The organism is Pseudomonas sp. GM18, from assembly GCF_000282195.1.
Taxonomy (GTDB): Bacteria; Pseudomonadota; Gammaproteobacteria; order Pseudomonadales; family Pseudomonadaceae; genus Aquipseudomonas.
Map to the genome: position 1 here is coordinate 1 of NZ_AKJT01000010.1, position 14,073 is coordinate 14,073.

Consider the following 14,073-nt stretch of genomic DNA (forward strand, 5'->3'; position numbering starts at 1 on the left):
TGGCAGGCCGCCGATATCGATCTGGCTGAAACCTTCGTACAGGCGGAACTCGTTGTTGGCCGAGTTGCCGTTGACGGCCAGGGCGCACGGCGTGGACGTGCCGGTGCAACGGCTGTCTTCGTCGTTCTGGTAGGCATAGACGCTGCCGCCGACGGTCAGTTTCAGGTTGTCGGTGATGGCGAAACGGCTGCCCAACTGGCCCGCGGTCAGACGCAGGTCGTGACGAAATTGCACGCCTTCGCCGTCGACGTTGTCCTTGAGGTTGTAGTTGCCCAGGCTACCGAACAGTTCGGCACTGCTGCCCAGCGGGTATTTGTAGGTCACTGCCAGGCCTTCCGGGTTGATGTCGCTGTCCCAGATCACATCACCCATGCTGACCCACGGTTGCAGCATCTTGCCGCCGATCACATGCAGGTTTTTGATGGCGTCCGGGTGGTAGTCGATGTAGCCCAGATCCAGCCAGATCTGCTTCTTGTCGAAGTAGTTGTCCATGTCCTGGTTGGTCGAGCGAGCATCGTCACCGCCGCCGGTGGCAATGCGGATGCCGGTGTCCACTTGCGGGTTGATTTCGCTGTAGGCACCCAGACGGGCGCGGATGCGTTGACGATCCTTGTCGCGGCCACCGTTGTTGGGTTCGCCGTCGATCTTGACCGTTTCCTGGCGCACACGAACGTCGCCCTTGAACTGGGTCTTGGCGGCCCAGGCCAGTTTCTGGTCGAAGGCACTCAGCTCGTTGGTTTTCTTCGCGGCGACCGCTATTTGTTCGTTGGTCTCTTGCTGCGCCTGCTGCGCGATTTGCTGAGCCTTCTGATCCTTGGCCAGTTCGGCTTGCAGTTCAACGTACTGCGCCTGGGAAATAGAACCGTTAGCCTTGAGCATGTCGAGCAGTTTGGCGTCGACTGCGGCACTGGCCGGAACACTCATGGCCAGCAACAGGCCGCCACACAAGGCCGCCGCAGTTTTCGTGGAAGCAAGACGCATAGCAATCTCCGAAGATGAGAGGGATGGCTGAACCATCCTGGACACAACCGACGGTTGAAGGTCGGAAAACAGTGGCCGGGTAGAACCCGACGCTCTAAAAACAGGCGCCAGTATCGCGATGGTTTATGACAGGTCGGTGGCGAAGTGATGGCAGGTCGATGACGATACAAAAGTTTCCGAAATGCCCGATTCAGAGCCTTGTATCGGATTGACGCGTGTGGAACGCCCTGCGATCAGCGATACTCGCGGGGCTGTCACGCCAAGATGTGGAGAGGAAAATGCCGCTGCAACGTCTGCATACACTGTCGCAAATCGCACCCCGTACCTGGGATGCCCTGGTGCCGGAGAATCAGCCGTTTCTGCGCCATGCGTTCCTCGGTTCACTGGAAGACAGCGGCAGCCTCGGCCCGCATTCCGGCTGGCAGCCCGAGCATCTGCTGCATGTCGAAGGCGATCGCCTGATCGCCGCGCTGCCCAGCTACCGCAAATGGCATTCCTACGGCGAATACGTGTTCGACCATGCCTGGGCCGATGCCTGTGAGCGTGCGGGCATCGACTACTACCCCAAACTGTTGACGGCGGTGCCGTTCAGTCCGGTCAGCGGGCCGCGATTGCTGGCGGCGACGATTGAGGATGGTTTCGAGCTCTTGCAGAGCCTGCCGGGTTATCTGGAGATAGAAAAACTTTCCAGCGCCCACATCAACTTCACTGATCCGTTCACCGACGCAGCATTGGCCGAACAGCCAGGCTGGTTGCAGCGTATTGGCTGTCAGTACCACTGGCAGAACCGCGGTTACCGGGATTTTCAGGATTTCCTCGACGCCCTCAGTTCGCGCAAGCGCAAGCAAATGCGCAAGGAGCGTGAGCAAGTGGCGGGGCAGGGCATCGACTTCGAATGGCTGGAAGGTCGGCAGCTGACCCAGGCTCAGTGGGACTTTGTGTACGCCTGCTACGCCAATACCTACGCGGTGCGTCGGCAGACGCCGTACCTGACGCGGGAGTTTTTCAGTCTGTTGGCCGAGCGCATGCCGGAGTCGATTCGCGTGGTGCTGGCCAAACAAGGTTCACGGCCGGTGGCCATGGCCTTCAGCCTGGTTGGCGGCGACAGCTTTTATGGTCGTTACTGGGGCTGTCTGGCGGAGTTCGATCGTCTGCACTTCGAGACCTGTTTCTATCAGGGTATGGATTACGCCATTGCCAACGGCTTTCAGCGTTTCGACGCCGGCGCTCAGGGCGAGCACAAATTGATTCGTGGCTTTGAACCGGTGATCACCCATTCCTGGCATTACCTGCGCCATCCGGGCTTGAAGTCGGCGGTGAAAGACTTCCTTGAGCGCGAACGTGTCGGGGTGCTGGGGTATGCGGAGGAGGCGAAGACCGCCTTGCCTTACCGACAAGGCTGAGCTTCGCGGTTCAATCGATCCCGACAAACCCGCCGGTCTGGTGTTGCCATAACCGTGCATACAAACCGCCATGGGCCAGCAGTTCGGCGTGGCTGCCGGTTTCAGCGATTTTGCCGTTTTCCAGCACCACCAACCGATCCATCCGGGCAATGGTCGAGAGACGGTGAGCGATGGCGATCACGGTTTTGCCCTGCATCAGGGTTTCGAGGCTTTCCTGGATCGCTGCTTCGACTTCCGAGTCCAGCGCCGAGGTGGCTTCGTCCATGATCAGGATCGGCGCGTCCTTGAGCAGCACCCGGGCGATGGCAATCCGCTGGCGCTGGCCGCCGGAGAGTTTCACCCCGCGCTCACCGACATGAGCATCGAAACCGGTGCGGCCTTCGGAGTCCGACAGCAGCGGGATGAACTCGTCGGCACGGGCCTTGTGCACCGCTTCCCAGAGTTCGGCGTCGGTGGCGTCGGGTTTGCCGTACAGCAAATTGTCGCGGATCGAACGGTGCAGCAGCGAGGTGTCCTGGGTGATCATGCCGATGCGTTCACGCAGGCTTTCCTGCCCGACTTCGGCGATGTTCTGGCCGTCGATGAGGATCCGCCCACCCTGCACGTCATACAGGCGCAGCAGCAAGTTGACCAACGTCGATTTGCCGGCACCGGAGGGGCCGATCAGGCCGATTTTTTCGCCGGGCCTGATACTCAGGTTGAGGCCGCCGATGATCCCGCTCTTCTTGCCGTAGTGGAAATCGACGTGTTCGAAACGCACCTCGCCACTGGCCACTGCCAAGGGCTTTGCCTGTTCGCGGTCGGTGACGCTGACCGGTTGAGCGATGGTCTGTAAACCATCCTGGACCATGCCGATGTTTTCGAAGATGCCGTTGACCACCCACATGATCCAGCCGGACATGTTGACGATGCGGATCACCAGCCCGGTGGCCAAGGCAATTGCGCCGACGCTGATCAGCGACTGCGTCCACAGCCACAGTGCCAATCCGGTGGTGCCGACGATCAGCAGGCCGTTCATGCTGGTGATGACCACGTCCATGCTGGTGACCACACGGCCGGCCAGTTGGGCTTTTTCGGTCTGTTCCGCGATGGCTTCGCGGGCGTACTGCTGTTCGAAGTTGGTGTGGGCGAACAGCTTGAGGGTGGTGATGTTGGTGTAGCCGTCGACGATCCGCCCCATGAGTTTGGAGCGCGCATCGGAGGACACCACCGAACGTTCCTTCACCCGCGGCACGAAGTAGTAGAGCGCGCCGATGTAGGCGGCGATCCAGATCAGCAGCGGGATCATCAGGCGCCAGTCGGCTTCGGCGAACAGCACCAGCGAGCTGATCGCGTAGATCAGCACGTGCCACAGCGCGTCCACCGCTTGCACGGCAGAGTCACGCAGGGAGTTGCCGGTCTGCATGATGCGTTGGGCGATACGCCCGGCGAAGTCGTTCTGGAAGAAATTCAGGCTCTGTTTGAGCACGTAACTGTGGTTCTGCCAGCGGATCAGGCTGGTCATGCCGGGGCTCAAGGTCTGGTGCACCAGCATGTCATGCAGGGCGAGGAACAAGGGGCGCAGGATTAGCGCCACTGCCGCCATCCAGGCCAACTCCACGCCGTGGACTTTGAAGAAGTCGACGTTGGATGTGCTCTGGGTCAGGTCGATGATGCGACTCAGGTAGCTGAACAACGCCACTTCGATCAGCGCGCCGAACAGGCCGACGACCAACAAAACGGCGAAGATTGGCCAGACCTGCTTCAGGTAGTAGGTATAGAAGGAGAGAACCCGGCTCGGTGGAGCCGCCGTCGGGGCGTCGCGGAAAATGTCGATCAGTTTTTCGAAACGGCGATAAAACATCGGTTCTCCGCCCGCGTACGGGCTCTCCTTTAAACGATATGAGCGGCGCCGGATACTGACCGGCCACCGCTCAAGACTGCCGGTGTACTCAGTCGATGCGCTTGGCCGACTTGATCAGCACCGGGTCGACAGGCACGTTCTGCATGCCTTGTTTGGTGGTGGTTTGAGAGTTGACGATGATGTCCACCACGTCCATGCCCTTGACCACTTTGGCGAAGACTGCGTAACCGGCGTCGCGACCCGGATCGAGGAACGCGTTGTCGGCCACGTTGATGAAGAACTGGCTGGTGGCCGAATCCGGGTTCGAAGTACGCGCCATCGACAGTGTGCCACGCACGTTGTGCAGGCCGTTGCTGGCTTCGTTTTTGATCGGTGCCTTGGTTTCCTTCTGTTGCATCTGTGCAGTGAAACCACCGCCCTGAGCCATGAAGCCCGGAATCACACGGTGAAAGATCGTGTTGTTGTAGAAGCCACTGTCGACGTACTCAAGGAAGTTCTTGGTACTGATTGGCGCCTTGACCGGGTCCAGTTCGATTTCGATCTGGCCATTGGTGGTCTCCAGCAGCACGTGCGGTGCCTTGGCCGGCGTGGCGGCCATCAGGTTGGCGGCAAACAGAACGGAGCCGGCGACGAGGGCGATTTTTTTCAGCATGGGTCAGTGATCCTGAGTGGTGGTGTCGACTGCGGTGAGAAACTCGAGCAGCGTTTGGTTGAAGCGTTCGGGTTGATCCAGCGGGGTGGCGTGGCGCGAATCGGCGATCACCACCAGCCGCGCATCGGGCAGCAGTTTTACATAGGTTTCTTTCAGTGCGACCGGGGTGTAGTCACGGTCGGCGCTGACGACGAGGGTTGGACACGAAACCCTGGAAAGTCGTTCCTGAACCCCCCAGCCAACGATGGCATCGAAGCTGGCGAGATAAGCATGTTTGTCGTTTTTTGCCCAGCGCGCCGCTATTTTTTGTCGCAGTGAAGCTTGTTCCGGCTTGGGAAACAGTTTGGCGCCCAGGGCCTTGCCGATGGTGCCCATGCTCAGCACGCGCATCAGGCTCCAGCGTTTGAACCACTGCCAGTCATCGTTGCGGCTGCGCCGTTTGACCTCGGGCGCGCTGTTGACGATGCACAGGCTCTTGAGCAGTTGCGGCTGGTCCACCGCCAGTTGAAAAGCGATCATGCCGCCCATCGAAAGCCCCACAAGATGTGCAGGGCCAAGGTTCAAGTGCTCGATCAGCGCGATCAGATCGGCGCTGAACCCGGCGATGCTGTAGCGCTCGCGGGGTTTGTCGGAGCGCCCGTGGCCGCGCACATCCGGCACGATCACCCGGTGGTGGGTGGCGAGCGCCGGGATCTGCATTTCCCAGTCCAGGGTGCTGGAGCCCAACCCGTGAACCAGCAGCAACGGGGTGCCGTGGCCATATTCCTCATAGTGCAGGTTGCAACCTTCATGTTCGAAATAGGCCATGGGTACACTCCGTGTCAGGCTTGTTCGGGCGCGGCGAAGGGCGCATCCAGCGGCGCGGTATCAAAGGTGCGCAGCAGTTCGATGAGAATCTGCGTGGCCGGACCCAAGGGTTTGTCCTTGTTCGAATACAGATAGAAGCTCGGGTTACGGCTTCCGCCCTGATCCAACGGTAGCACTTTGAGCGTACCTTCTTTGAGTTCACGCTCGATCATGTGCCGGGGCAGCCAGGCGAAGCCCAGACCGCTGCTGACGAAGGTCGCGGCGGTGGCCAGGCTGCCGACGGTCCAACGCTGTTCGGCGCCGAGCCAGCCGACGTCCCGTGGCTGTTGGCGGCCGGAGTCGCGGATCACCACTTGCATCTGGGTCTCCAGGTCCTGGAAGTTCAGTTCGCGGTTCAGACGATGCAGCGGGTGTTCGGGGTGGGCGACCGCGACGAATTCGACGTCGCTCAATTCCGCGCCCAGATACCCGGGAATGCTGAGCCCGGTGATGGCCAGGTCGGCCACGCCTTCGAGCAGCACTTCTTCCACCCCGGACAACACTTCTTCGCGCAAACGCACCCGGCAGCCGCGACTTTGTGGCATGAACGCTGTCAGTGCGCGGACGAGGCGGGCGCTCGGGTACGCGGCGTCGACCACCAGACGCACTTCCGCTTCCCAGCCTTGTTCCATGTGGTGGGCCAGGTCTTCCAGTTGGCTGGCCTGTTTCACCAGTTGCCGGGAACGGCGCAGCAGCACGCCGCCGGCTTCGGTGAGCACCGCTTTGCGGCCATCGATGCGCAACAGCGGTACGCCGAGCTGGTCCTGCATGCGCGCGACGGTGTAGCTGACCGACGATTGCGAACGGTGCAGCACTTCGGCGGCCTGGGCGAAACCGCCGTGATCGACCACGGCTTGCAACGTTCGCCATTGATCAAGGGTCACGCGGGGCGCTTTCATGTTGAGCTCCTCTTGTCCTAAGCTGGCAGTTCTTATTGGAGACTGCCGAATGAAAAAAATCTGTTGTGTGATGGCGGGTTGTGCGGTGTTGGCGATGTTGCCGCTGACTGCGTTTGCCTACCCGATCGATGTCAATAAACAGCTCAACGGTTTGAAGGTCGACTACAACGCCTACGACACGGACGCTGACATCGGCTCCATTCAGGTCAACAACTACGGGGACACCGACGTTACTTGCAAAGTGGTTTTCAATAACGGCCCGGAAGCGCCACGCACCCGCAAGATCGACGTACCCGCCGGCAAACACAAAAACGCCACGGCCAAGTTCACCCGCACCATCATCAAGCTGCGTATCGACCTGACTTGCACCCCGAAATGACCTCAAGCAGAGCACGTCGGCTGGGCATGCTCTGCTTATAAACGAATTTATCGATGCTTTATAGCAGTTATTTGCGCTTTTTCATCGATATGACTCTGTTTAACCTTCACTCCATCGACCTACAGCATTCTCAGATGGAGGCTACATCCCATGTCCCGCGTTCTGATCATCGAAAGCAGCGCCCGTCAGCAAGACTCGGTTTCCCGCCAGCTGACCCAGACCTTCATCAGCCAATGGAAAGCCGCACACCCGGCCGACCAGATCACCGTCCGTGACCTGGCCGTCAACCCGGTGCCGCACCTGGACATCAACCTGCTGGGCGGCTGGATGAAACCTGCCGAACAACGCAACGAGATCGAACAGGCCTCGCTGGAGCGCTCCAACCAGTTGACCGATGAACTGCTGGCTGCCGACGTGCTGGTGATGGCAGCTCCCATGTACAACTTCGCGATTCCGAGCACCCTGAAAGCCTGGCTCGACCACGTGCTGCGTGCCGGCGTGACTTTCAAATACACCGAGACCGGTCCGCAAGGTTTGCTCAGCGGCAAGCGCGCCTACGTGTTGACCGCTCGCGGCGGGATCTACGCCGGCAGCACCGCGGATCACCAGGAACCCTACCTGCGTCAGGTCATGGGCTTCATCGGCATCCACGACGTCACGTTCATTCACGCCGAAGGCATGAACCTGGGCGGCGACTTCCAGGAGAAAGGCTTGAACCAGGCCAACGCCAAGCTCTCCCAGGTCGCCTGAGCCGTTAATCGCCAGATAATCGCTGGATGGTCTAGTGACCTGGCACAACCTTCAAGGCTGTACGCGCATCGAACCTCCCTTTGCACTTTTTGCTCCTGAGTGCTCTAGCCCGATTGAACGCTTTAGCGAGATCGGGCTTTTTTTTGCCTGGGATTTTTAGGTGTGGCATGAACCTGTGGGTTTGTGGGTTGGCCGACCGTTCGCGATAACGGGCAAAAACCGCTATCGTCGCCGCCATTCGAAACGAGGCGAGCATGGGCTATCTACTTTTTGTCACGCTGATCCAGGCGTTTTCCTTCAGTTTGATCGGCGAGTACCTGGCCGGTCATGTCGACAGTTACTTTGCGGTGCTGGTGCGGGTGTTGCTGGCGGGGCTGGTGTTCATTCCACTGACTCGCTGGCGTCAGGTCGAGCCGGCGTTCATGCGCGGCATGTTGCTGATCGGCGCGTTGCAGTTCGGTGTGACCTACGTCTGCCTGTACCTGAGCTTTCGTGTGCTGACGGTGCCGGAAGTGCTGCTGTTCACCATCCTCACGCCGCTGCACGTGACCCTGATCGAAGACGCGCTGAACCGGCGCTTCAATCCGTGGGCCTTGATTGCGGCATTGGTGGCCGTGGCGGGTGCGGCAGTGATTCGCTATGACCGGATCAACCCGGATTTCTTCATGGGTTTCCTGCTGCTGCAATTGGCCAACTTCACCTACGCCGCCGGGCAAGTGCTGTACAAACACCTGGTCGCTCGTCATCCGAGCGATCTGCCGCATTATCGGCGTTTCGGTTACTTCTATCTGGGCGCGTTGGCGGTGGCATTGCCGGCGTTTCTGCTGTTCGGCAAACAGAACTTCCTGCCCGAAGCACCGTTGCAATGGGGGGTGCTGCTGTTCCTCGGTCTGGTCTCGACCGCGCTGGGTTTGTACTGGTGGAACAAAGGCGCGTGCCTGGTCAATGGCGGCACGCTGGCGGTGATGAACAATTTGCATGTGCCGGTGGGGTTGCTGATCAACTTGCTGATCTGGAATCAGCATGAAGAGTTGGGGCGGTTGTTGTTGGGTGGATCGGTCATTCTGGCGGCGGTGTGGATCAGCCGGTTGGGTGTACGCCAACCCGTCATTGCACACTAAACCGGGTTAATTCGGCGCCAACTGCGCCACCAGAAACTCAATAAACGCCCGGGTCTTTTGCGGTACGCGACGCGAGGAAGGGTAAACCGCGTTGATGGTAATCGCTGGTGCCTGCCACTCGCACAGCACCGGCACCAGCCGGCCTGCCGCCAACGCGTCTTCCACAATGAAATCAGGCAGCAGGGCGATGCCCATCCCGGCTTCGGCGGCCTGAGCGAGCAAGTCGCCGTTGTTGGCGTGCAACGGACCGGAAACGTTGACCCGTTGCGTCTCCTTGCCATTGCACAACTGCAGGCTCACGCCGCTTTGCAGATACCCGTAATTCAGGCATTGATGCGCGCGCAAGTCTTGCGGGGTCCGCGGTATGCCTGCACGCGCCAGATAGGCGGGGGAGGCCACCATGATCCGCGGTGCCGGTGCCAGTTGCCGGGCGATCATGGTCGAGTCTGGCATGCTGGCGATGCGAATCGTCACATCGAAGCCGCCACGCACTGGATCGACCTGTTGATCGCTGAGCACCAGTTGAAGCTCGATGTTCGTATGCTGCTCATGGAACAGCGGAATCAACCGTCCAAGGCGATGCAGGCCGAACGACATCGGCGCATTCACCCGCAACACCCCACGTAGCTCGCCGATGCCGTCTCGAGCGCGCTGCTCGGCCTCGTCCAGCGCGGACAACACCTCCCGCGCCGCCTCGAAATACTCGGCGCCAGCCTCGGTCAAGTGCAGGCTGCGCGTGGTGCGCTGCAGCAATTGCACGCCGATTGCTTCCTCCAACGCCTGAATCTGTTTACTCACCTTTGATCGCGGCACGTCCATCGCGCGAGCGGCAGCTGCGAAGCCGTTCTCGCCAACCGTCACGACAAAGGCGCGCATGCATTCGATCCGATCCACGATTGTCCCTTTTTTAGAATCAATGATTCTCAATTTTAGGGAATTGTCCCTTTTTTATCTAGCCCGTAAAGTTACTTCCAAGCCAGCAAGCAAACAGCTTGAGGCAAGTGACTCACCCAATACTCATTAAACAAATCGACATCAAAAGGAACGCGCCATGTCTAACCGTGAATTGCTCAACCCAACCAACTCCGCCCTGATCCTGATCGACCACCAGCCGCAAATGGCGTTCGGCGTGCAGTCGATCGACCGTCAGACCCTGAAGAACAACACCGTGGGTCTGGCGAAGGCCGCGAAGATTTTCAACGTGCCGACGATCTACACCTCAGTTGAAACCGAAAGCTTCAGCGGCTTCATCTGGCCGGAGTTGCTGGCTGTTCACCCAGAGCAGAAGCCGATCGAGCGCACCTCGATGAACTCCTGGGAAGACAAGGCGCTGGTTGACGCGGTGAAAGCCACCGGCCGCAAGAAGCTGATCATTGCCGCGCTCTGGACTGAAGTCTGCCTGACCTTCCCGGCGCTGGAAGCCCTGGCTGAAGGCTACGAGGTGTACATCGTGACCGACGCGTCTGGCGGCACCACCAAAGAAGCTCACGACATGTCGGTGCAGCGGATGATTCAGGCAGGCGCGGTGCCGGTCACCTGGCAACAAGTGCTGCTGGAATACCAGCGTGACTGGGCACACAAAGACACTTACGAGGCGGTGATGGAACTGGTGCTGGAGCACAGCGGCGCGTATGGCATGGGCGTGGATTACGCCTACACCATGGTGCACAAGGCGCCGCAGCGTCAGGTCAAATAACACCGTTACCCTTGTAGGAGCATGGCTTGCCCGCGAAGGCGGAGTATCAGTCGATTATGTTGACTGACACTCCGCCTTCGCGGGCAAGTCGGATCGCCGCACCGCTCGCTCCAGGGGCGGTGTTTACATGATGTGTTTTTCCGGCTCCGGAATGTGGCTCGCGCCTAACATGGCCGGAAGCAATCCGGCCCTTAAATCCCCGCCACTCGGCTGCTGATAAAGACTCAATCCGAACTCCGGCAGTACCGCCAGCAGGTAATCGAAAATGTCCCCCTGAATCCGCTCGTAATCGGCCCACACCGTGGTGCGGGTGAAGCAGTAGATTTCCAGCGGAATACCCTGTGCGGTGGTCTGCATCTGGCGCACCATGCAGGTCATGTTCGGCTGAACCTCCGGGTGACTCTTCAGATACGCCAGCGCATAGGCACGGAAGGTGCCGATGTTGGTCATCCGCCGGCGGTTGGCCGACATCGCCGCGACATTGCCCTGGGCTTCGTTCCAGGCCTTGAGTTCGGCTTTCTTGCGGCTCATGTAATCGGTCAGCAGATGCACCTGGGACAGCTTCAGCTCTTCGTCGTCACGAATAAACCGTACGCCGCTGGCGTCGATGAACAGGCTGCGCTTGATCCGGCGTCCGCCGGACTGCTGCATGCCGCGCCAGTTCTTGAACGACTCGGACATCAGGCGCCAGGTCGGGATCGACACAATCGTCTTGTCGAAATTCTGCACCTTGACCGTGTGCAAAGTGATGTCCACCACGTCACCGTCGGCACCGACTTGCGGCATCTCGATCCAGTCGCCAACCCGCAGCATGTCGTTGCTGGTCAGTTGCACGCTGGCGACGAACGATAGCAGGGTGTCCTTGTAGACCAACAGAATCACCGCCGACATGGCGCCCAGACCCGACAACAGCAACAGCGGCGAACGGTCGATCAACGTGGCGACGATGATGATCGCGCCAAACACGAACAACACCATTTTCGCCAGTTGCACATAGCCCTTGATCGAGCGGGTGCGGGCGTGTTCGGTGCGGGCATAGATGTCCAGCAGGGCATTGAGCAACGCGCTGATGGCCAGCACCAGAAACAGAATGGTGAACGCCAGCGCCACGTTGCCGAGGAAGTTCAGGCTGGTCTTGCTCAACTCCGGCACCAGGTGCAGGCCGAACTGGATCACCAGCGATGGCGTCATTTGCGCCAGGCGATGAAACACCTTGTTGTGGCGAAAATCGTTGACCCAGTGCAACGCCGGTTGGCGACCGAGCATTTTGGTCGCGTGAAGAATGAGGTAACGCGCCACTCGTCCGAGCACCAGCGCCACCACCAGCAGCAACATCAGCGCGAGCGTGGAATGCAGGAGCGGGTGCTGATCGAGGGCACCCCAGAGGTCTTGGGCGTTGAGCCAGAGCTGTTTGATATCCATGGGCAAAAACGGGTCTTCTGTAGGACGCGACGGGGCGATTAGAGCATTTAAGAGGTTGCGGATGACGTTTTGAGACAAATCAGGCAACAAAAAAGCCACTGTTTGCAGCCGTTTGTATAAAGAAACTCGGCCTTCGCGCTCGAAACCGTTACCCTATGCAGCTGTTTTTTTGTATTTCTTCGAGGTAGCACCCGTGTTTTCCCAATTCGCCCTGCACGAACGTCTGCTCAAAGCCGTGGCCGAGCTTAAATTTGTCGAGCCAACGCCTGTGCAAGCAGCGGCTATTCCGCTGGCGCTCCAAGGGCGTGATCTGCGGGTGACAGCGCAAACCGGCAGCGGCAAAACCGCAGCCTTCGTTTTGCCGATCCTCAACCGCTTGATCGGCCCGGCCAAAGTCCGCGTCAGCATCAAGACCCTGATCCTGCTGCCGACCCGCGAGCTGGCCCAGCAGACCATCAAGGAAGTCGAGCGCTTCGCGCAGTTCACCTTCATCAAGTCCGGCCTGATCACAGGCGGTGAAGACTTCAAGGTCCAGGCCGCCATGCTGCGCAAGGTGCCGGACATCCTGATCGGTACGCCGGGCCGGATGATCGAGCAACTGAACGCCGGTAACCTCGACCTCAAGGAAGTCGAAGTGCTGGTGCTCGACGAAGCCGACCGCATGCTCGACATGGGCTTTGCCGAAGACGTGCAGCGTCTGGTGGACGAGTGCACCAACCGCCAGCAGACCATGCTGTTCTCCGCCACCACCGGCGGTTCGGGCCTGCGCGAGATGATCGCCAAGGTCCTGAACAACCCTGAGCACTTGCAGCTCAACGCGGTCAGCCAGCTGAACGACACCACTCGTCAGCAAATCATTACCGCTGACCACAACCAGCACAAAGAACAGATCGTGAACTGGCTGTTGGCCAACGAGACCTACCAGAAGGCCATCGTCTTCACCAACACCCGGGCCATGGCCGACCGTATCTACGGTCGCCTGGTGGCGCAGGAGTACAAGGCGTTCGTCCTGCACGGCGAGAAAGACCAGAAAGACCGCAAGCTGGCCATCGACCGTCTGAAGCAGGGCGGGGTGAAAATCCTCGTGGCCACCGACGTCGCCGCCCGTGGCCTGGACGTGGAAGGCCTGGACCTGGTGATCAACTTCGACATGCCGCGCAGCGGCGACGAATACGTTCACCGCATCGGTCGCACCGGCCGCGCCGGCAACGATGGCCTGGCCATCTCGCTGATCTGCCACGGCGACTGGAACCTGATGTCGAGCATCGAGCGCTACCTCAAGCAGAGCTTCGAGCGCCGCACCATCAAGGAAGTCAAAGGCACCTACGGCGGACCGAAAAAGGTCAAGGCCTCGGGCAAAGCCGTTGGCGTGAAGAAGAAAAAGGTCGACGCCAAGGGCGACAAGAAGAAAACCGGCGCCAAGGCCCCGACCAAGCGCAAGATCGCCAACCGCCCGAAGACCGACGCCCTGTCGCTGGTCAGCAAGGACGGCATGGCCCCGCTCAAACGCCGCAAGCCGGAAGCGCCGGCGGCTGAATAAAGCGCCGTAGCGATTCAATAAAAACCCGGACTGTGTCCGGGTTTTTTTACGTCAAAAGATCGCAGCCTTCAGCAGTTCTTACAGGGTTTTGTGTACACCTGTAGGAGCCTGCGATCTTTTGATCTTGCTGTCTAACCCTCGGATTTCTTCTATGCCTCGCTCCAGAAAGTTCAGGCAATAGATCAAAAACCGCGAGCTAGAGCCTTCGCAAAAAACATCCTGAACGGCTTATTGACGCCAGAATGATGGCAACTTAACATCGCGCCATCATATTGATATTACTTTGCCGTTTCGAGGGACCGAACAGACCATCCGCACGCTGATGCAATGGTCGTTTACGCCACGCTCTGGACCTTCTGACCCAGGCGCGCACCTACCCCCCTTATGACGTATTCGCTCTGCAAGCGCCCCCAGCGTCTGCCGAGTCGGGACGGCTTTGTCTGTGATTTGCTCATTCCATTCTTGCCGTTCGCACCGAGACCTTTGACATGGACGTTCGCCACTACGCCTTCCTCGCGCGCCAGCCCTCTGCTGCGGTCAA

At 59.6% G+C, this 14,073-nt stretch carries 14 protein-coding genes; 6 read left to right on the top strand and 8 right to left on the bottom strand.

From position 1 onward, the window contains the following. A partial coding sequence (locus PMI21_RS25120) for a putative porin (protein ID WP_007934034.1) occupies window positions 1-981 on the bottom strand: 981 nt, incomplete at its 3' end. Window positions 982-1,259: 278 nt separating this feature from the next. Between PMI21_RS25120 and PMI21_RS25115 the strand changes: the two genes are divergently transcribed. After that, window positions 1,260-2,384: a GNAT family N-acetyltransferase gene (locus tag PMI21_RS25115; RefSeq protein WP_007934035.1), complete on the top strand. Its 1,125-nt coding sequence runs from the start codon at window positions 1,260-1,262 to the stop codon at window positions 2,382-2,384. A 10-nt stretch (window positions 2,385-2,394) separates the two neighbouring features. Here PMI21_RS25115 and PMI21_RS25110 read toward each other — a convergent pair whose 3' ends face one another. From PMI21_RS25110 to PMI21_RS25095, 4 genes are all read right to left on the bottom strand, one after another. Further along, entirely contained in the window at window positions 2,395-4,227 is a 1,833-nt protein-coding gene (locus tag PMI21_RS25110) for an ABC transporter ATP-binding protein (protein ID WP_007934037.1), read from the bottom strand. Between the two features lie 88 nt (window positions 4,228-4,315). Then, a complete protein-coding gene (locus PMI21_RS25105) occupies window positions 4,316-4,879 on the bottom strand; it encodes a peptidylprolyl isomerase A (RefSeq protein ID WP_007934039.1) in 564 nt (187 codons plus the stop codon). A 3-nt stretch (window positions 4,880-4,882) separates the two neighbouring features. Continuing rightward, window positions 4,883-5,686, bottom strand: a complete 804-nt coding sequence (locus PMI21_RS25100; protein WP_007934041.1) for an alpha/beta fold hydrolase — start codon at window positions 5,684-5,686, stop codon at window positions 4,883-4,885. Window positions 5,687-5,700: 14 nt separating this feature from the next. Further along, complete coding sequence (locus PMI21_RS25095) at window positions 5,701-6,624, bottom strand: LysR family transcriptional regulator (RefSeq protein ID WP_007934048.1); 924 nt, start codon at window positions 6,622-6,624, stop codon at window positions 5,701-5,703. Window positions 6,625-6,673: 49 nt separating this feature from the next. Here PMI21_RS25095 and PMI21_RS25090 point away from each other — a divergent pair, with 49 nt between their 5' ends. The 3 genes from PMI21_RS25090 (at window position 6,674) to PMI21_RS25080 (ending at window position 8,874) form a co-directional block, all read left to right on the top strand. Then, a complete protein-coding gene (locus tag PMI21_RS25090) occupies window positions 6,674-7,003 on the top strand; it encodes a hypothetical protein (protein ID WP_007934049.1) in 330 nt (109 codons plus the stop codon). Between the two features lie 150 nt (window positions 7,004-7,153). Further along, window positions 7,154-7,753 carry an FMN-dependent NADH-azoreductase gene (locus tag PMI21_RS25085; RefSeq protein WP_007934050.1) on the top strand — a complete coding sequence of 200 codons (600 nt, stop codon included), beginning with the start codon at window positions 7,154-7,156 and terminating at the stop codon, window positions 7,751-7,753. Window positions 7,754-8,007: 254 nt separating this feature from the next. Continuing rightward, entirely contained in the window at window positions 8,008-8,874 is an 867-nt protein-coding gene (locus tag PMI21_RS25080; protein WP_007934051.1) for a carboxylate/amino acid/amine transporter, read from the top strand. A 6-nt stretch (window positions 8,875-8,880) separates the two neighbouring features. On the opposite strand, the gene PMI21_RS25075 is transcribed toward PMI21_RS25080, so the two are convergent. After that, window positions 8,881-9,768, bottom strand: coding sequence for a LysR family transcriptional regulator (locus PMI21_RS25075; protein WP_033063798.1), 888 nt, complete (start codon window positions 9,766-9,768; stop codon window positions 8,881-8,883). 157 nt (window positions 9,769-9,925) lie between these two features. Here PMI21_RS25075 and PMI21_RS25070 point away from each other — a divergent pair, with 157 nt between their 5' ends. Beyond that, entirely contained in the window at window positions 9,926-10,570 is a 645-nt protein-coding gene (locus PMI21_RS25070) for a hydrolase (RefSeq protein ID WP_007934054.1), read from the top strand. A 123-nt stretch (window positions 10,571-10,693) separates the two neighbouring features. Here PMI21_RS25070 and PMI21_RS25065 read toward each other — a convergent pair whose 3' ends face one another. Further along, window positions 10,694-11,992: a mechanosensitive ion channel family protein gene (locus PMI21_RS25065; RefSeq protein ID WP_007934064.1), complete on the bottom strand. Its 1,299-nt coding sequence runs from the start codon at window positions 11,990-11,992 to the stop codon at window positions 10,694-10,696. 193 nt (window positions 11,993-12,185) lie between these two features. Here PMI21_RS25065 and PMI21_RS25060 point away from each other — a divergent pair, with 193 nt between their 5' ends. Further along, the gene (locus tag PMI21_RS25060; RefSeq protein ID WP_007934066.1) at window positions 12,186-13,532 is read left to right on the top strand and encodes a DEAD/DEAH box helicase; all 1,347 of its coding nucleotides are present in this window, start codon (window positions 12,186-12,188) and stop codon (window positions 13,530-13,532) included. 335 nt (window positions 13,533-13,867) lie between these two features. Here the strand turns inward: PMI21_RS25060 and PMI21_RS29810 are convergent. Beyond that, on the bottom strand, window positions 13,868-14,073 hold a 206-nt coding region (locus PMI21_RS29810), incomplete at its 5' end, for a hypothetical protein (RefSeq protein ID WP_007934068.1).